We start from the raw sequence: 17,480 nt of genomic DNA, 5'->3' as shown, positions 1-17,480 counted from the left end.
CCGCCGCCAGACGTCGGCTGCGAGCCGATCGCGCCGCGCGCATGTTGCCACGGTTGTCGGGGCCCGGTCCCCTTCGCCTACTCCGGGACGAGCACCGCGACCCCGGTCACGCGGTCCGCGGCGAGGTCGGCGAGTGCTGCGTCGGCGTGTCGCAGCGGGTAGCGGCGTACGTGGACCACCGGGCGGGTCCGGGTGGCCTCGGCCAGGTAGGCCTGTCCGTCGGCCCGGGTGTTGGCGGTGACGCTGCGCAGCGTGCGTTCCTGGAAGAGGTGCCGCTGGTAGTTCAGTGGCGGGATGTCGCTGAGGTGGATGCCGGCCACCGCGAGCGTGCCGCCCCGGTCCAGCGCCGCGAGCGCGACCGGCACCAGCTCGCCGGCCGGGGCGAAGAGGACGGCCGCGTGCAGCGGCTCGGGGGGCGGGTCGTACGAGTCGCCGGCGAACTCGGCGCCGAGCTCCAGTGCCAGCCGTCGGGCCGCCTCACCCCGGGTGAACGCGGCCACCCGCGCGCCCCGGGCGAGGGCGAGCTGGGCGGTCAGGTGCGCGGACGCGCCGAAGCCGTAGATGCCCAGGAGCCCGCCCGGCGGCAGCTCGGCCCGCTCCAGCGCCCGGTAGCCGATGATCCCGGCGCACAGCAGCGGGGCGAGCTCCTCGGCGGGCGGCCCTTCGGGCAGGCGGTAGGCGAAACGGGCGTCCGCGACCACGTGGCGGGCGTAGCCGCCGTGCCGGTCCCAGCCGGTGTAGCGCGAATCCGGGCAGAGGTTCTCCCGCCCGGTCCGGCAGTACCCGCAGCTGCCGCAGGTCCGGGCCAGCCAGGCCACCCCGGCGCGGTCCCCGACCGTGAACTCCTCGACCGCGGGACCGACCGCCCGCACGCGCCCGACCACCTCGTGCCCTGGCGTGCACCGCGCCACCCGGGGAGCGAGATCCCCCTCCGCCAGGTGCAGGTCCGTACGGCACACCCCGCACGCCTCCACCTCCACCAGGATCTCCCGCGATCCGGGCGCGGACAGCGGCCGCCGCTCCCACACCAACGGCCCCGGGCCCGCCCTACCCACCGGCCCCGGCTGCGCCACGACCCAGGCCTCGGTGTCTCCCGGTGCTTCTTCGGTGTTCATCGCTGCCTCGCGTGTTGTGGCCCCTCGCTTCAGGATCATCCCGGCCGAGCAGCCGCGCACACGGGCGATCCTGTCCCTACCTCCATGGCGTACCACTGTGGGCGGGCTGTACAGGGGCCGGACGGCCCCGGCCCTGGGGCCCGCCGGTCCAAGCGGCGGGTACCCGATAGCCGGTGTGCTGGGGAATGCGGACGCAGTGGAGGGCCGGCGCTGCACGGAGGTGAACGAAGTGAACGGCATCGACCGGACGACGGACGAGCGGCGGATCGTCGTCGGCGTGGACGGCTCGCGTCCGTCCCGAGCAGCGCTGCGCTGGGCTCTGGGGGAGGCCCGGCTGACCGGCGCGGTCGTGGAGGCGGTGACCAGCTGGGATGAGCCGGGTGTCTACGGACGGGGCATCACGGTGTGCCCGGAGGAGTCCGACGCCGTCGCCGGGTCGGAGCTCGCCGAGGTGGTGATGCGGGAGACGGGCCGGTGCCCGGGGGCCGTCGTGCGGCAGCGGGTGGAGCACGGCAGTGCCGGCGAGGTCCTGGTGAAGCTCTCTGCGGGGGCCGCATTGCTGGTGGTCGGCAGCCGAGGCCTCGGCGGCTTCGTCGGCGCGCTGCTCGGCTCGGTCTCCCGGTACTGCGTCCGGTACGCCCGCTGCCCCGTGGTCCTCGTCCGCGGCGACTTCACGGCCGGCCCGGCCGGGGACGAGCGATCTGCAGCGAAGGACCCCTCGGGCCCGACACCAGGGCCGTCAGGCCCTCGGGAGGCGGAAGCGGGCTCGGCAGACTGATCTGCGAGGGCACATGCCACCCCGGCACGGAGGAGGCGCGCCATGTCCGTCGCAGCCACCACACACAGCCACCCGGCCCCGCGCACGTCGCTGCGCCAGCACGTCCGGCGGGCCGTCGGTCTGGACCTCAATCCGCTCTGCCGCCCGGTGGACCGGACGTACAGCCGGTTGGTGGCCGCGCTGGCATTGACGGTGCTCGCCACGCTCGTGGTGGCTCTGGTGGCGGCGCTCCTGGTGTTCGGTGCGGGGACGCACACCGCGCAGCAGGTCGTCCGGCACCGGCACGTCGTCACCGCCGTCACCACGGGTCCGGCCCAGTCGGACGACCTGCGGGAGGGGAGCCCGCGGGCGCATGCTCCGGCCCGCTGGACGTACCCGGCCGGGCCGGGTGGCGGGACCATCCCGGTGCCGGATGGCACGCCGGCCGGGACGGCCGTTGTGGTCGGGCTGAACGACGCCGGGAACCCGGTCGGCGCCCCCAAGGAGGTCGCGGGGATCCTGTCGGACGCCGCTCTGGTGGGCCTGGGTACGGTCTTCGTGCTCGGGCTGGCCGCGGAGGGCGGCTTCGCGCTGTGCCGCCACCGGCTGGAACAGCGGGCGGAGGACGGCTGGGAGTCAGCCTGGGAGCAGGTGGAACCGGGTTGGTCCGGGCGGCGGTGAAGGCCGCTGTCAGAGGGCGAGTCAGGCTCATCAGCAGAACCACCAGTCACATCATCACTGTCAGAGGTGGAAGCGGCGGGCCTCGCCCGGTCGGATCACGGCTTGTGTGCCGCGCAGCCGGATCAGGACCGGCTCTTGGCGGTCCTCGCGCAGGCTCACCGTGACCGTGCGGCGGTCGACGGTGATGGTGAGGCCCCAGTGGCCGCGGTAACGCAGGTCGAGGTCCAGCCGGCTGAGGGCGGAGGGCAGGTGCGGGTCGAGCCAGAGGGCGTCCTCGCGGACCTCCAGACCGGTGTAGCAGCGCTGCAGCAGGTCGACCGCGCCCGCCATCGCGCCCAGGTGGACGCCCTCCGCCGTGGTGCCGCGCTGGCTGTCCCGCAGGTCGGCCGCCAGGGTGTCGCGGAAGTACCGCCAGGACGCGCGGCGGTCGGAGCGGGTGAGCACCCAGGCGTGCACCACGGAGCTGAGCGTCGAGCCGTGGACGGTGCGCCGCAGGTAGTAGTCCGTGGTGCGGCGGAGCAGCTCGTGGCCGGCGGGGTAGCCCAGGCGCCGTAGCAGGTCGCGGACCTCGCGGGCGGAGAACAGGTACCAGAGCATCAGGGTGTCGGCCTGTTTGGACGCCTTGTAGCGGTTGACCGTGTCGCCCTCGGCCTCCAGGATGCGGTCGAGCCGGCGCAGGTCGGGGTAACGGCGCCGGTAGGCCGCCCAGTCGAGCTCTGCCAGCTGCTGGTAGCCGTCGAACTGGCTGAGGACGCCTTCGTGGAACGGGCTGTGGAGGTGACGGCCGACCTCCTGCCAGCGGTCCAGCTCCAAGGCGTCGAGGGAGAGGCGCTCCAGCAGCTCCTCGCGCCGGTAGCCGGGCAGGACGTCCAGCGCGTCCTGGGCCCGGGCCAGCACCCATGAGGCCATGAGGTTGGTGTAGGCGTTGTCGTCCAGACCTGGCCGGTCGGCCCCGGGGTAGGCGTCGTGGTACTCGTCGGGGCCGAGCACACCGCGGATCGACCAGCGCCCGCGTCCCCGGTCGTAGCTGGCGGCGGAGGACCAGAACCGGGCGATCTCCAGCAGCGTCTCGGCGCCCGCCGAGGCGAGGAAGTCCCGGTCCCCGGTGGCCTGGTAGTACTGCCACACGTTGTAGGCGACCGCGGAACCGACGTGCCGCTGGAGGTGGCTGTGGTCGGGGAGCCAGCGGCCGGACAGCGGGTTCAGATGGAGCTGCTGGGATTCCTCGCGGCCGTCGCTCGCGCTCTGCCACGGGTACATCGCCCCGCGCAGGCCGATCCGGTGGGCCTCCTGGCGGGCGGCGTTCAGGCGGCGGTGGCGGTAGCGGAGTACGGCGCGGGCGAGTTCGGGGAAGCGCAGGTTGAGCAGCCGCAGGACGAACAGCTCGTCCCAGAAGACGTGCCCTCGATACGCCTCGCCGTGCAGTCCGCGGGCCGGGACGCCGACGTCCAGGTCGATCGAGTGCTCGGAGTAGGTCTGGAGCAGGTGGAACAGGTTCAGGTGCAGCGGACCGGTGCCGTCGAAGTCGGCCTCGATCCGGCAGCGGCGCCACAACTCGGCCCAGCGTACGGTGTGTTCGACCAGCAGGTCGTCGAAGCTCCCGGCCTCGGCGGTGAGCAGCCGGGAGGCGTGCAGCGGGGTCTCGATCGCCCGGTCGCGGGAGGTGTGCAGCGCCACGGTCTTCTCCACCGTGACCGGTCGGCCGCGTTGGACCTGCACGGTGAGGACGTGGGCCGCCCAGCCGTCGCGGCACTCGGCCGTCACCTCGGCCCGGTGCGCCCTGGTCCGGGCACAGAGGGCGATCCGAAGGGGAGAGCCTGCCGCGGCGGCCTCAAGCCAGAGCAGCCCGTCTCCCTCCACGCCTTGGCCGAACGAGGCGAAGTGGCGCTCGGCCAGTCCGCCGTAGCGGGCGACGCCGGTGTTGGCGACGTCGCCGTCCAGCGCCGAGCGGACTTCCAGCGCACCCGACCAGTTCTCCGGGGTGTACGTGCTCTCCAAGGCGAGCAGGTGCGGTCGGGCCTGGCTGGCGAGGCGGCGCTGGACCAACCGGGTCCGCCGCCCCTGGTCGTCGACCACGAGGGCGGTGCGGGTCAGCAGACCCCGGCGCAGGTCCAGCTCCACGGTCTGCTCGGCGGGCGGGCCGGCGAACCAGGCGCCGCCGGCCGGGCGGAAGGTCAGCGGCAGCCAGTTCGGGCAGTTGACCAGGTCCTCGTTGGTCACCACCCGCCCCGCGACCGTCGACTCGGCCCGGTCGTAGCAGCCCGCCAGGTACGTCCCTGGGTAGTGCACCCCGTCGGCGACCGCCTCCGGCGCGGCACCCCGGCTGACCAGGTAGCCGTTGCCGACCGCGCACAGCACCTCCCGCAGCCCCTCCTCGGCCGGGTCGAAGCCCCGGTAGCGAAGGGTCCAGGGATCGGGCATGACGGGGTACCCCGCCGGTGTGTCGGTTGCCACGACGAGACCTCCGCTGCCGACCGGCCTGACCCCAGTCTGCGCAACGCCCGACCGGCCCGCCCCTCGGACGGCGCACGGCCGGGCCGCCGGTCGGCCGGGCGGGCGGGGCCGGTCGGCCCTCCCGTGGCCGTGGCCGGGCGTGGAGGCTGGAGGAGACCGATCGGCGAGGGCCGAGGAGACGCGCCATGTCCACCGTTCATCCGCCGCGCAGTACCGCCGAGGCGCTGCTGGCCGACGGCACCACCGTCGGGATCCGCCCACTCGACCCGCAGGACCACCAGGCGGTGCTCGACCTGCACACCACCGGGATGTCCGAGGAGAGCCGTCGGATGCGGTTCTTCGGGGTCAGCCGCACCGCGCCGGGGCAGACCGCCGACCGGCTGTGCGGGCCGCCGCGCCCCGGCCTGCTGGCGCTCGGCGCCTGGGCGGGGGAGGAACTGGTGGGCGAGGCGGACTGCGAACTGCTGGACGACCCGCCGGAGACGGCGGAGCTGGCGCTCGCGGTGGCCGACCCCTGGCACGGCCGAGGTGTCGCCACCCTGCTCCTGGAACACCTCGTGCACGCCGCCCGGGCGGCAGGCATCCGCGCCTTCGAAGCCGACACCCTGTTCGGCAACCGCGCGGTGCACAAGGTCTTCGCCGACCTCGGCCTGCCCGTCCAGCGCCGCTTCGCCCAGGGCGAGGTCAGGCTCCGGGTCCCGCTGGAGGAGACGGACGAGCGTTACCGCCTGGCGGTCGACGACCGCGGGCGCCGGGCCGACCTGGCGAGCCTGACGGCGCTGCTGCGCCCGGCCTCGGTCGCGGTGGTCGGGGCGTCCCGCCGGGAGGGGTCGGTCGGGCGGACCGTCCTCGGAAAGATCCGGCAGGGCGGCTTCGCGGGACCGGTCTGGGCGGTCAACCCGCACACGGACGAGGTCGGCGGCGAGCGCGCGTACCCGTCCGTCGGCGCGCTGCCCGCCGTGCCGGACCTCGCCGTGCTGGCCGTGCCCGCCGCCGCGGTCCCGGGGGTGGCCGAGGAGTGCGGCGCCGCCGGGGTCCGGGCGCTGGTGGTGCTCACCTCCGGGCTCTCGGCGGAGGAGGCCCGGCGGCTGATGGGTGCCTGCCGCCGGCACAGCATCCGCCTGGTCGGGCCCAACAGCCTGGGCATGGCCCAGACAGACCCCGCCGTCCGGCTGGACGCCGAGTTCGGCGGCGCCTTTCCCCGGCCCGGTACCGCTGGGGTGGCCGTGCAGAGCGGCGGCGTGGGGATCGCGCTGCTGTCGCGGCTGGCCTGGCTGGGCATCGGAGTGTCGAGCTTCGTGTCGCTCGGCGACAAGTACGACGTCAGCGGCAACGACCTGCTCCAGTGGTGGGAGGCGGACGGTCGCACCGACCTCGCGCTGCTCCACCTGGAGTCCTTCGGCAGCCCGCGCGCCTTCGCCCGTACCGCCCGCCGCGTGACCCGGACCGTCCCGGTGCTCACCGTCGACGCCGGACGCTCGACGGCCGGCCGCCGGGGTGCGGCCTCGCACACTGCGGCGGCCGCCACTCCCACCGTGACCAGGGAGGCGCTGTTCCGGCAGGCGGGTATCACGGCCACCCGGAGCATCGAGGAACTCGTCGAGGCCGCCGCCCTGTTGCACGCCCAGCCGCTGCCCGCTCCGCGCGGGGCGGTCGCTGTGGTGTCCAATGCGGGCGGTATCGGCATCCTGGCCGCGGACGCCTGCGCCGACGCCGGCCTGACGCTGCCCGAACTCCCCGCGGAACTGGGGGAACTGCTTCCGTCCGGAGCCTGCGTCCGCAACCCGGTGGACACCACGGCGGCGGTGCGTCCGACCGAACTCGCCCTTTTCCTGCGTGCGTTGGAGCGCGAGGAGGCCGTCGACGCGATTCTGGTGTGCCTGGCACCGACGGCGCTGTGCGACACCCCCGCGCACGAACCGGTGCGCGCCCTGCTGGAGGGCCCGGCCCGGCGCCGCGTCCCGGTCGCCGCCGTGCTCCTCGACCAGCAGGTGCCCGTCCGCTACCGCGGTTGCGCCGACGGCGGCATGCTGCCGGCCTACTCCGACAGCCTTGCCGCAGCCCGGGCCCTCGCCCACGCCCGGGACCGCGCCCGGTGGCTCGCCGAAGTCCCCTCCGCACCCGCCGAAGCCCCGGACTGCGACCGGCGCGCCGCCCGCAGTCTGATCGACGGCTACCTCGCCGCGCACCCCGAGGGCGGCTGGCTCGACCCGCTGTCCACCGCCGACCTGCTGGAGGCGTACGGGCTGCCGCTGACCGTCTCGGTGTGGGCCCGGGACGAACACATGGCCTCCGTCGCCGCCACCGGTCTGCGCCGGCTCGGGCACGAGGGGAAGGTGGCCATGAAGGCGTACTGGCCCGGCCAGGTGCACAAGAGCGCGCTGGGTGTCGTCCGCACCGGTCTGGCCGCCGATGCCGAAGTGCGCTGCGCCTACCGCGAGTTCGCCCAGAATTTCGGTCCCGAACTGGCCGGGGCGGTGATCCAGCCGATGGCGGCGCCCGGGGTGGAACTGCTCGCCGGCGTGGCCCAGGACCAGGTCTTCGGCCCGCTCGTCGTCCTCGGGACGGGTGGCACCGCCGCCGATGTCCTGGCCGACCGGACGGCCCGGCTCGCCCCGCTGAGCGAGCGCGACCTGACCGCCATGGTCGCCGAACTGCGCAGCGCACCCCTCCTTTTGGGCAATGGCGGGGCGCCTCCCGTCGACCTCGCGGCGGTACGGTCCGTCCTGGCCCGGCTGTCCCGGCTCGCCGACGACTTCCCGGAGCTCGTCGAGGCCGACCTCAACCCCGTCATCCTCCGCCCCGACGGCGCGGTCTGCGTGGACGCCCGGGTCCGTCTCGAACGCAGGCCGTCCTTCGACCCCTACCTGCGGCGGCTGCGCTGGCCGGCGGCCGCCGAGGGGGAGTGAGCACCATGAGGCACAGCATCCCGACGGCACGTCGGCCGACACCTTCCCGGCCTCCGGTTCTGCGCGGCCGCGGACTGCCGTTGGGCGGCCTCGAAGGCGTGGACGAGCCGTAGGTCCGCCCGTCGGCGGAAGGCCTCGTCGACGGCCCAGTCGACTGCGGCCCGGCTCCGGGTCGACGGGTCCACACCCACGACGACGAATCGGTTCATCGGCGGCACCTCCGCACCGCGTCGATCTGCCCCGCCCTTCAGACTGTGCCGCTCACCGGATCAGCACCCGTTCGCCCGAGCGCGGCACCACGGCGGTCCAGCCGAGCTCGCGGTCGATGCGGTCGCGCAGCGCCTCCGAGCCCTCCGGCTCGCCGTGGACGAGGTAGACCGTGCTGGGTGGCGGCGCCGGGCGCAGCCACTCGATGAAGGACGGGATGACGACGGTGCCGCCCCGGGCGAGGGTGCGCTCCAGTGCCTGGGAGAACCACTCGCGGGCGGCCGTCTCGTCGTGGTGCCGGTGGCCGTAGGTGGACTCCATCAGCAGGACGTCGGCGCCGGTGAAGGGCTCGGGCGGGCGTAGGAGCGGGATCCTGCCGCAGCCGTTCTCGCCTTCGCGCGGAAGACCGCCACGAACTGGGACGTCCCACTGAGGGTCGTCTACGCGTGGACGCCGCCCGCGCCTGGTGCCCGATCGCCGTCGTCCCGCGTGACTGACACGGGTGCGCCAGGTGGCGCGGACGCGCAGAATCGGTGGAGTCACCGCCCGCGCACCCCAGGGAGCAGGCCATGGACACGCCCCAGCCCGTCCGGGTGTTCCTACTCGACGACCACGAGGTCGTCCGGCGCGGCGTCCGCGACCTCCTGGAGGCCGAGCCGGACCTCGCAGTCGTCGGCGAGGCCGGCAGCTGCGCCCAAGCCCTCGCCCGGGTGCCGGCGCTGCGCCCGGACGTCGCCGTGCTCGACGTACGGCTCCCGGACGGCGACGGCGTCACCGTCTGCCGCGAACTCCGGGACCGGATGCCCGACCTGGTCTGCCTGATGCTGACGTCCTTCGATGACGACGACGCCCTGCTCGACGCGATCATGGCTGGAGCGGCCGGCTACGTACTGAAACAGGTCAAGGGCGCCGACCTGGTCAGCGCGGTGCGTACGGTGGCCTCGGGCCAGTCCATGCTCGACCCGGCCACCACCCACCAGCTGATGGAGAGCCTGCGCCACCACCAGGAGAGCGGGACCGACGCGGCCCTCGCCGGGCTCACGCCCCGCGAACGGGAGATCCTCGCTCTCGTCGGGGAGGGCAAGACCAACCGCCAGATCGGCCAGGAGCTCTACCTGGCCGAGAAGACCGTGAAGAACCACGTCTCGCGCCTGCTCGCCAAGCTGGGGGTCGAGCGCCGCCTCCAGGCCGCTGTTCTCGCCGCCCACGCCGAGCCGCCCGAGCAGCATCACCAGCGTCCGCACTGAGGTTCCGGTGCCCGGATGGGCCAGGAGATTGAGCCGAACGGCCCAAGTGCCGCCCAGGGCCCCGGCCGCACGGTGGAGTTGAAACCCGCCCACCCACGGAGGCGGTCATGACCATCCTCGCCCTCGATGTCGCCGCACTGGAGAAGCTCGTCTCCGCAGCGGTCGCCGCACCCTCGATCCACAACAGCCAGCCCTGGCGCTTCCGCCTCCAGCCGGCCACCTCGACCCTGGAGGTCCGGGCCGACCGGAGTCGGGCCGTCCCCGCCGCCGATCCGCAGGGCCGGGCCCTGTACATCTCGGTCGGCGCGGCCGTCCTCAACCTGCGGGTCGCTGCCCGGCACCTCGGCTGGGCACCCGAGGTGCGCCTGCTGCCCGATCCGGCCGAGCCGGATCTGCTCGCCGCCGTCCGGTTGGACGCCCCGTCCGCCGCGCCCGTTCCGGGCACCGAGCGACTGTACGAGGCGATCTGGCACCGACACTCCATCCGTACGCCGTTCACCGGCGAACCCGTTCCGCCGGCCGTCCTCGACGAACTGGCCACCGCCGCCCGGTCCGAGGACGCCATGCTCCACCTGCCCGACCTCGCGGAGACCACCCGGCTGCTCCACCTCACCGCCGAGGCCGAGCGCCGCAACATCACCGACGAGGCCCAGCGCGCCGAGAGCCGCAGCTGGATCCGTACGGGCGACGCACCGCCCTACGGCATCCCGGTCGGCGCACTCGGCCCGCAGGACCTCGTCGGCCACCTGCCGATGCGCGACTTCACCGCGATCCGCGCCTCCGAGCACCAGGCCCCCGCCTTCTTCGAACGCGAGCCGTGCATCGCCGTCCTGACAACCGGGCACGACACCCCCGAGGACTGGCTGCGAGCCGGCCTCGCCCTGGAACACGTCCTGCTCGCCGCCACCGTCCACGGCGTCCGAGCCTCCCTGCTGCACCAGGCCATGGAGTGGCCCTACCTGCGCCGGGAAGCCCGCGACCCCCACCGGCGTCCCGGCTACGTCCAGATCCTGATCCGCCTCGGCTACGGCCCTGAGGGGCCCTCGACGCCTCGGCTGGAGGCCGGTGACGTGCTGGACCCGGAGCCTTAGGGCTGCGCGAGGGGCACTCTCCACACCAGACCGGTGCCGCCTTCAGGACGGGAACGGGCGGTGAAGGTGCCGCCCAGCGAGGTGGCGCGGTCGGCGAGATTGGTGAGCCCGCTGCGGCGACCGTTTTCGGGAAGGCCTACTCCGTCGTCGGTGACCACGATCGTCAGCTCCTGGTCGGCGTCCACCGAGATCTCCACGGCGCCCGCCCGGGAGTGGCGGGCGGCGTTGGACAGGGCCTCCTCCAGGACCGCGACGGCGGCGTCCGCGATCTCGGTGGGGACGACGACGTCGAGCAAGCCGCTCATCCTCAGAGCGGGGGCGAAACCGAGGGCGCGGGCAGCGCGTTCGACGACGTCGACGAGCCGGGCACGCAGCCCGCTCGCTGCTGGGCCGCTCTCGCGCAGACGCAGGCCGAAGATGGTGGCCCGGATGGTCTTCGCGGTCTCGTCCAGGTCGTCGATGGCCCGCAGGACACGGTCGGTCGCCTCGGGGTGCTCGATGAAGCGGGTGGCGCCCTGGAGGGTCATGCCGGTGGCGAAGAGGCGTTGGATGGCCAGGTCATGCAGGTCTCGGGCGATTCGGTCGCGTTCCTGCAACAGCGCGATCTGCTCGGAGTCGCGGCGCCGCTCGGCGAGTTCCATCGCGACCGCGGCCTGGGCGGCGAAGCCCAGCAGCGGCCCGGACTCGCCCTCGTCGAACAGCGCTGCGCCGGCCGCCCGGGCCAGCAGCAACACACCTCTGATCCCGCGCTCGGCCGTGCCGACCGGCACCGCCACCGCCGGGCCCAGTCCCCTCCAACGCGGTGGTCCGGCGGTGATCCGAGGATCCTTCTGGACATCGGGACTCACCACGAGGCCGCCGGTGCGGAAGGCCGCGCCCATGAACGTGCCCTCGACCGGCAGCACCAGACCGCGGTGTGCCCGGTCGCCGAGGCCGATGGCGATCCGCACCTCCAACTCCCCGACATCCGGTCGCGGCACAGCCACGACGGCGAGATCCGCGCCGGCGATCTCGGCGGCCCGGGCGAGCAGCAGGTCCAGCACCTCCTGCTCCCCGCTGCCCGACAGCAGGCTGCTGGTGACCTCCGCACTCGCCTCCAACCAGCGCTGCCGCCGGCGTGCCCGGGCATAGAGGCGGGCATTGTCGATGGCCACACCGGCGGCGACGGCGAGGGTGGCGAGCACCGACTCGTCCTCGGCGTCGAAATCGCCGCCGCCACGCTTCTCGGTCAGGTAGAGGTTGCCGAACACCTTGCCCCGGATCCGGATCGGCACCCCCAGGAAGGACCGCATCGGTGGGTGGTTGGCCGGAAAACCGTAAGAGGCCGGGTGGTCCGCGATACGGGAGAGCCGCAGCGCTTCAGGGCGGCGGATCAGCTCGCCGAGGATGCCGTGCCCGGACGGTAGCGAGCCGATCAGCTTGACCTGGTCGTCCGTGACCCCGACCGGGATGAACTGGGACAGCCTCTGGTCCTCGCCGATCACACCGAGCGCGCCGTACTCGGCGTCCACCAGGGTGACCGCCGCCTCCACGATGTGCTGCAGGGCCTCGGTCAGCTCCAGGTCGCGCCCGACCGCCAGCACCGCCTCCAACAGGCTGTGCACCCGGTCGCGGGTACCGCGGGCGGCGTCCAACCGGGCCTGGAGCTCCTCCAGGAGCTCGTCCAGCCGTAGCTTCGGCACGGGGTCGGGACTCTCCGACGCACTGCTCAAGGGATCCTCCGTGGCTCGCCCTCGGTGCCCACTGACCAGCGTAGGCGCGCCAGCTGCGGCGCGTCAGGCGCAAGGGGGCCCATCGGCCCTGTGGGAGCACCCCACCGGACCCCTGGCGGCGGGTACGACCGCGGGAAACGCTGGAAGAACGAGCGGAAGCGCCCGGCTCCGCCCTCCGCGAGGAGTGACCGCAGCATGAAAGCGCTCACCTACCACGGACCCGACCGTCGCACCTGGGGCAACGTCCCCGACCCGGCCGTTCGAGCCCCGGACGACGCCGTTGCGAGGGTGGACGCGGTCACCATCTGCGGCACCGACCTGCACCTGGACGTGGGTGGCCTGGTCACCCACCGCTTCGGCCTCGACGAGATGCAGGACGCCTACGACGTCTTCGCCGACGCCGCCGATACCGGGGCGCTCAAGGTCGCGCTCTTCCGGACGTGACCTCCCATGTACGGAGGAGTTGAAATGATGACCAGTCGTACCGACCCGGGCGACATCGCCCGCCGGATCGTCCAGCGGTGCGACCAACTCGGCATGAGTGAACGGATGCTCGCCCACCGGGCCGCCATGTCGCCCTCCTATCTGCGGCAACTCCTGCAATCGGGGCCGGAGTTCGACCTGCCCGGGCTCGTCCGGATCGCCGCTGTGCTCGGGATGACCTGGCCGGAGCTGCTCTCGGGCCGGCGCCCCGACGCCCCACCGGGGCAGGACGACGCCGATCCGCGCCCCCTGCTGCTCCATCTGACCGAGCCGCAGTGCTGGGAGTTGCTCGGTACCCACGGTGTCGGCCGGATCGGCCTGCCCGGCGCCACGGCCCCCGTCGTGCTCCCGGTCAACTACGTGGTGGACGCCAGGACGATCGCCTACCGTACAGCTCCCCGAGGCGCCGCCGCCCCGAAGGACGGCGCACCCGTCTCGTTCGAGGTGGACCACATCGACGACCGTCGGAGCCGTGGCTGGAGCGTCCTCATCCTCGGCGAGGCCCATCACGCCGACACTCCGGACGAGGAGCAGCGGCTCTCGACCCTCCCGGGCGCCACCCCGTGGGCCGGCGGTTCCCGCCCGCTGTGGGTGCGCGTCCAGCCGGTCGGCGTCACCGGCCGCCGGATCGGCACCGGGTGAACGTGCCCCTGTACAGGGCGCGTTGACGTATGCAGAACAGAAGGCGGCACGGCGGCAGCGGATCGGGCCGCAGTCCGAGCCGTTCGAGCAGGTGGGGCGGGGCATCGGCGATGATGCGTCGGCAGACACGGTCTTCCACTCGGGTCACGGGACGTGGAGAAGTCCATGATCTTGGAAGCTGTGCCTGCTTCCGATCCCAGAGCCACCTGCCCCACGGGCCGTCACGAACCTGACGCCAGGCGGCTACGCCGAAGCTCTGGGTTGCCTCGTCGTATTCGCTTGCAGTCAGGCAGGTTGGAAGAATGCGAGCATTTTCTGGCTGGCGTCCGGCGACGCCAGCATCTCCTGCATGTCCGCGGACTGTCGGCCGACAGCGCCGGTGCGGTCGAACATCTCGCGTTCGTACTCCTCGACGGCGGCGGGGTGGTCGTCCGGGTGGGCGGCCAGTGCGAGGCCGAGCAGGGCGCCGTCGAGCATCGCCATGTTGGCGCCCTGCCCTACCGGGGGCATCAGGTGGGCGGCGTCGCCCAGGAGGGTGACGCCTGGGGTCGAGGGCCAGGTCAGGCCGACCGGGCCGTACCTGGAGCGCACCTTCGCCACGGGCCGATTCCCCGCGCTGGCCACGGTCGTCCGCGACGGTCCTCACCTGGACGCCGATCAGACCTTCCGGACCGGCCTCGACTTCCTCCTCGACGGCATCGAAGCCCGCATCTCAAGCTGACACGCGGCTGAGGGACCGGACGAGCGCCACCCGTGGCACCAGGTTGGCACTGACGCATTGCGACGACGCAACCTCATCAATGCGCCTGATCAATGCGCCTGGAAATTGGGCGGATCACTATGAACCGGGCGCCGAGCGACTACGCCGAAGCCTGGGTCTTGCGCGGCGTTGGTGCTGGCCCAGGCTTGTTGGGTGGTGTGGATTTCCTACTTGTGGGCTGAACTGGGCGGCTGGGCATGAATCGGGTGGCGATGATCATGCGGCGGAGTCTGGTGACCATGTCGCACAGTGAAAGGTCCTCCTGTTCGGTCCGGGTGATGTCCAGAGTTGCGGCGATGTTCTTTCTGGCGTGAGCGGACGCGGGCTGTGGCGGCTCATCGAGCTGCGATCGTGGCCAGATGCTGGTGAAGTCGTCGGGCGTCGTGGTTGCTGCCGATCCTGTCGGCGTAGGCGGCAGACCCGACGCCACTGGCGGGGCCCGTCGCCAAACGCCGGCGGAGCACGACCGCGTCATGGCCGACGCCGACCCGCGCGGGTACGCCCGCCGGCAGTACCGGCTCTGGCGGGACGTCAGGTCGTAGGGGCCGCCCCCGGCTCCAGCAGCTGATCCAGCACCCGGCCGAAGACCAGGCGCCCGGCGCGGGCCACGAGCGGGTCGAGCAACGCGGGCAGGCGCGCGACCCGGAGTTCCTCCGTCCAGGTCACCTCGGACCAGGCGGCCTCCCCGGTCTCCCCGGTGTCCTGGCCGGGGGCCTGCACGCGCAGTTCGGCCCAGCCGAGCACCAGTCGGCCGCGCTTCTCCAGCCGGCACAGCCCGTCGCGCCCGGCCGAGGGGGCGGTCAGGCCGACGATCTCCATCGGGTCGTCGAACCGGAACGGCCCGATGGCCGTCCGGGCCAGGATGGCGTCCCCCGCCCGCCCGCCGCCGCCCCGCACCACGGTGACCCGGGTGAACGGCACCCGGTCCCCGTGCCGGGGCCAGGCGGTCAGCCGCTCCCAGCAGACGGCCGGGGGCAGGGGCGAACGGCGGGTCAGGACGAAGCGGGCCATGCCTAACGGTACGTCTGCGGGCAGGGCGTCACGGCGGGGGCGGGCCGGCGAGGAGGGGGGCCAGGGCGAACAGGTCGGACGGGGCGGCGTCGTCGGGGAGCAGGACGACCAGCGGGGGGCGGGCCGGCGGGCCGAGCCGGGCGACCTCGTAGGCGGTGACGCCGCTGCCGTGCGCGGCGACCAGGGCGACCGGGGCCGGGGACTCCAGCAGCGGGGCGAGGACCGGGCGGTAGGCGGCCGGTGACGGCGGGCCGGCGGCCGGGCGGAGCACGCCGAGGGCCTGCGGTCCCGGCCAGCCGCGTGCGGTGCCGGGGTAGCGGGTGTGCGGGGCGTCGGGCGGGGGCAGCAGCAGCACCCAGCCCGCGCCCGGGCGGGCGGCCCGGCGCAGAACCTCCAGCCGGACGGCCGGGCCGTCCGTCGGTGCGTCCGCCGGCGCGTCCGGGCCCGGCGGGTGGTCGGCGGGCCCGCCGGGCCGGGGCGCCGGGTGTCCGGCGAGGGTGGAGCGCAGCACTTCGGAGGTGCTGAGGCCGCTCGGCAGGTCGGGGAAGGTGCGCAGCAGGTGGGCGCTCTGGCTGAGGAGTTCGACGGCGTCCCGGTCGGCGAGCAGGGCGCGGTCGTGGGTGGTGGTGAGGACGAGTCCGCCGGTGGCGTCGTAGTGGGCGGCGAGGGTGATCGGGTACGAGGTGAAGGTGCCGGCCGGTACGGGGTTCTCCACGTGGATGCCGTGCGCGGCCAGGTCGGTCTCCAGCCGCAGGTGGTGCGGGGCGGTCGGCTGGTGTTCCAGGACGACCAGGCTGTGCGGCCGCTGCCCGCGCGGGGTGGCGCTCCAGCGGTGGGCCTGTCCGGGCGAGACCCACTCGTAGGCGGCGAGGTCGAGCACGTCGTCGCGCAGGGCGGCGAGCAGTTGCGGCACCGTCGTGCTCGGGTGGACCCGGACGGAGATCGGCAGCGGGTTGCGCAGCGCGCCGGGCAGTCGGTCGATGCCGTCCAGCGGGATGCCCCGCCCGGAGACCGTCACGGCGAAGCCGACCCGTACCGCCCGGGCCGGTGGGCGCTGCTCGTGGGACTGCGCCGCGCGGTAGAGCAGCAGCGCCCAGGCGGCCTGGAGGGCGCTGCTCTCGCCCGCCCCCCAGGTGGCCGCCCAGCCGCGCAGCCGGACCGCCTCGTACGGGGTGAGCCGGCGCCGGGCGCGTCCGCTGCCGTGCCGGGCCGGGTCGGGGGCGAGCGGGAGGACGGCGCTGGCGGCGGTCCGGGTGGCCCAGAACTGCCGGGCGGCGTCGCTTTCCTGGGCGTCGAGCCAGCGGGCGTGGTCGCGGACGTCGGGGCGGCGCTCGCCGCCGGGCAGGACGCCGCCGGTCAGGTAGGCGCGGTAGAAGGCCTGGAGGAGCAGCCGCACGCTCCAGCCGTCGAGCATCGCGTGGTGGTAGGTGAGCAGGACCCGGGTGGCCGGTCCGTCGTCCTGGTCCTGCGGGCCGGAGTCGAGCAGGGTGGCGCGCAGCAGGGCGGGTCGGCGCAGGTCGAAGCCGCGGTGCCGGTCGGCTTCCAGGAGGTCGTCCCAGCCGATCGCGCCGTGCGGGTGCCGGGTGACGTCGGGGACGGCGCGTTCGTGCAGCACCATCCAGGGGTCGCCGGCGGTGTCGTCCCAGTCGAAGGCGGCGCGCAGCACCGTCTCGTGGTCGAACACGGACTGCCAGGCGGCGGTGAACCGGTCGGTGTCCAGCGGCCCGTGCCAGTTCCAGGACAGCTGTTCGACGTGCCGCCCGCCGTGGTCGGCGCGCCCGATGACCTGGCGCAGCATCTCCCGTTGCAGCGCGCTGGTCGGCACGGTGACGGGCTCCGGCGGGTGCGCCAGCGCCTCCCGCAGCCGCTCCACGAGTTCGGCGGCGCGCGCGGACGGTCCGGCGGCGATGCCGACGAACAGGCGCCGGAGGCCGCCCTGGCGGTCCTCGACCAGGACGGCGCGCAGCCGTGCTCCACCGGCGAGGGCGCGTCCGAGGTCGGCCAGGACCCGGTCGAGCCCGTCGGGGCCGTCGACCGTGCGCTCCCAGAGCGCGTCCGACCGGCCCTGGGGCGTGGGGCGGGCCCCGTCTGCTGCCCCGCCTTCCGGTGCGACGGCGCGCAGGGCGGCGCGCAGCACGTCGGCCTCGTACGTCTGCTGCAGTTCGACCAGCAGGAACTCCGGGGGCCGGCCGGCCCCGCGCGGCTGTGGCGGCCGCCACCGGCGGGTGGCGGTGCGGGCCAGCGCGGCGTTGACCGCGCCGGTGTCGAGCCGTCTCGGCGGGCGGGCGGCGGGCAGGCAGGGCTCGGGCGACGGGGCGCCGGCCACCAGCAGGGTGACGGGTGCGCTGGAGAAGTGACGGTTCGTCATCGCTGATCAGCGGGCACCGGAGCCCGGTTCCTTCCCGTGGGCC

At 74.1% G+C, this 17,480-nt stretch carries 15 protein-coding genes and 1 pseudogene; 8 read left to right on the top strand and 8 right to left on the bottom strand.

Annotation, left to right across the window (positions count from 1 at the left end):
• Window positions 1-77: 77 nt before the first annotated feature.
• Window positions 78-1,115: a zinc-dependent alcohol dehydrogenase family protein gene (locus tag A6F73_RS00285; RefSeq protein WP_063345869.1), complete on the bottom strand. Its 1,038-nt coding sequence runs from the start codon at window positions 1,113-1,115 to the stop codon at window positions 78-80.
• A 229-nt stretch (window positions 1,116-1,344) separates the two neighbouring features.
• On the opposite strand from A6F73_RS00285, the gene A6F73_RS00280 reads away from it, so the two are divergent.
• Window positions 1,345-1,893 (top strand): universal stress protein, encoded by a 549-nt coding sequence (locus tag A6F73_RS00280; protein WP_244293236.1) that lies wholly within the window; start codon window positions 1,345-1,347, stop codon window positions 1,891-1,893.
• Window positions 1,894-1,935: 42 nt separating this feature from the next.
• Window positions 1,936-2,553 (top strand): hypothetical protein, encoded by a 618-nt coding sequence (locus tag A6F73_RS00275; RefSeq protein ID WP_063345867.1) that lies wholly within the window; start codon window positions 1,936-1,938, stop codon window positions 2,551-2,553.
• 60 nt (window positions 2,554-2,613) lie between these two features.
• Here the strand turns inward: A6F73_RS00275 and A6F73_RS00270 are convergent, their stop codons facing one another.
• Window positions 2,614-4,974, bottom strand: a complete 2,361-nt coding sequence (locus A6F73_RS00270) for a glycosyl hydrolase family 65 protein (protein WP_063345866.1) — start codon at window positions 4,972-4,974, stop codon at window positions 2,614-2,616.
• Between the two features lie 218 nt (window positions 4,975-5,192).
• On the opposite strand from A6F73_RS00270, the gene A6F73_RS00265 reads away from it, so the two are divergent.
• Complete coding sequence (locus A6F73_RS00265) at window positions 5,193-7,916, top strand: GNAT family N-acetyltransferase (protein WP_063345865.1); 2,724 nt, start codon at window positions 5,193-5,195, stop codon at window positions 7,914-7,916.
• Here the strand turns inward: A6F73_RS00265 and A6F73_RS43840 are convergent.
• Both A6F73_RS43840 and A6F73_RS00260 read right to left on the bottom strand, forming a co-directional pair.
• On the bottom strand, window positions 7,871-8,125 hold the full coding sequence (locus A6F73_RS43840) for a universal stress protein (protein WP_079135305.1): 255 nt from the start codon (window positions 8,123-8,125) through the stop codon (window positions 7,871-7,873). The two genes, A6F73_RS00265 and A6F73_RS43840, sit on opposite strands and share 46 nt — an antisense overlap.
• A 52-nt stretch (window positions 8,126-8,177) precedes the next feature.
• On the bottom strand, window positions 8,178-8,444 hold the full coding sequence (locus tag A6F73_RS00260; RefSeq protein WP_063345864.1) for an MBL fold metallo-hydrolase RNA specificity domain-containing protein: 267 nt from the start codon (window positions 8,442-8,444) through the stop codon (window positions 8,178-8,180).
• Window positions 8,445-8,692: 248 nt separating this feature from the next.
• Here A6F73_RS00260 and A6F73_RS00255 point away from each other — a divergent pair, with 248 nt between their 5' ends.
• Together A6F73_RS00255 and A6F73_RS00250 are read left to right on the top strand one after the other, a co-directional pair.
• Window positions 8,693-9,370, top strand: a complete 678-nt coding sequence (locus A6F73_RS00255) for a response regulator transcription factor (protein WP_063345863.1) — start codon at window positions 8,693-8,695, stop codon at window positions 9,368-9,370.
• Between the two features lie 107 nt (window positions 9,371-9,477).
• Window positions 9,478-10,461, top strand: a complete 984-nt coding sequence (locus A6F73_RS00250) for a nitroreductase family protein (protein WP_063345862.1) — start codon at window positions 9,478-9,480, stop codon at window positions 10,459-10,461.
• Here A6F73_RS00250 and A6F73_RS00245 read toward each other — a convergent pair.
• A complete protein-coding gene (locus A6F73_RS00245) occupies window positions 10,458-12,143 on the bottom strand; it encodes a GAF domain-containing protein (protein ID WP_279634866.1) in 1,686 nt (561 codons plus the stop codon). The genes A6F73_RS00250 and A6F73_RS00245 overlap by 4 nt on opposite strands.
• A 225-nt stretch (window positions 12,144-12,368) precedes the next feature.
• Between A6F73_RS00245 and A6F73_RS42435 the strand changes: the two genes are divergently transcribed.
• Together A6F73_RS42435 and A6F73_RS00235 are read left to right on the top strand one after the other, a co-directional pair.
• Entirely contained in the window at window positions 12,369-12,617 is a 249-nt protein-coding gene (locus tag A6F73_RS42435; RefSeq protein WP_063345860.1) for a hypothetical protein, read from the top strand.
• Between the two features lie 27 nt (window positions 12,618-12,644).
• Window positions 12,645-13,298 carry a pyridoxamine 5'-phosphate oxidase family protein gene (locus tag A6F73_RS00235; protein ID WP_244293235.1) on the top strand — a complete coding sequence of 218 codons (654 nt, stop codon included), beginning with the start codon at window positions 12,645-12,647 and terminating at the stop codon, window positions 13,296-13,298.
• Window positions 13,299-13,583: 285 nt separating this feature from the next.
• Here A6F73_RS00235 and A6F73_RS00230 read toward each other — a convergent pair.
• A pseudogene (locus A6F73_RS00230) lies at window positions 13,584-13,871 on the bottom strand (FAD-dependent monooxygenase); the annotation flags it as partial.
• Between A6F73_RS00230 and A6F73_RS42735 the strand changes: the two are divergent.
• Window positions 13,780-14,019, top strand: a complete 240-nt coding sequence (locus A6F73_RS42735) for a TetR/AcrR family transcriptional regulator C-terminal domain-containing protein (RefSeq protein ID WP_063345857.1) — start codon at window positions 13,780-13,782, stop codon at window positions 14,017-14,019. The pseudogene A6F73_RS00230 and the gene A6F73_RS42735 overlap by 92 nt on opposite strands.
• 570 nt (window positions 14,020-14,589) lie before the next feature.
• Here A6F73_RS42735 and A6F73_RS00215 read toward each other — a convergent pair.
• Window positions 14,590-15,069, bottom strand: a complete 480-nt coding sequence (locus A6F73_RS00215; protein ID WP_063345855.1) for a hypothetical protein — start codon at window positions 15,067-15,069, stop codon at window positions 14,590-14,592.
• A gap of 28 nt (window positions 15,070-15,097) precedes the next feature.
• Complete coding sequence (locus A6F73_RS00210) at window positions 15,098-17,437, bottom strand: condensation domain-containing protein (RefSeq protein ID WP_063345854.1); 2,340 nt, start codon at window positions 17,435-17,437, stop codon at window positions 15,098-15,100.
• Window positions 17,438-17,480: the final 43 nt, after the last annotated feature.

This window comes from Streptomyces sp. MJM8645, assembly GCF_001625365.1.
Classification (GTDB): domain Bacteria; phylum Actinomycetota; class Actinomycetes; order Streptomycetales; family Streptomycetaceae; genus Kitasatospora.
The sequence above is the reverse complement of the archived record's forward strand: the minus strand, read 5'-3'. Positions and strand labels throughout refer to the sequence as shown.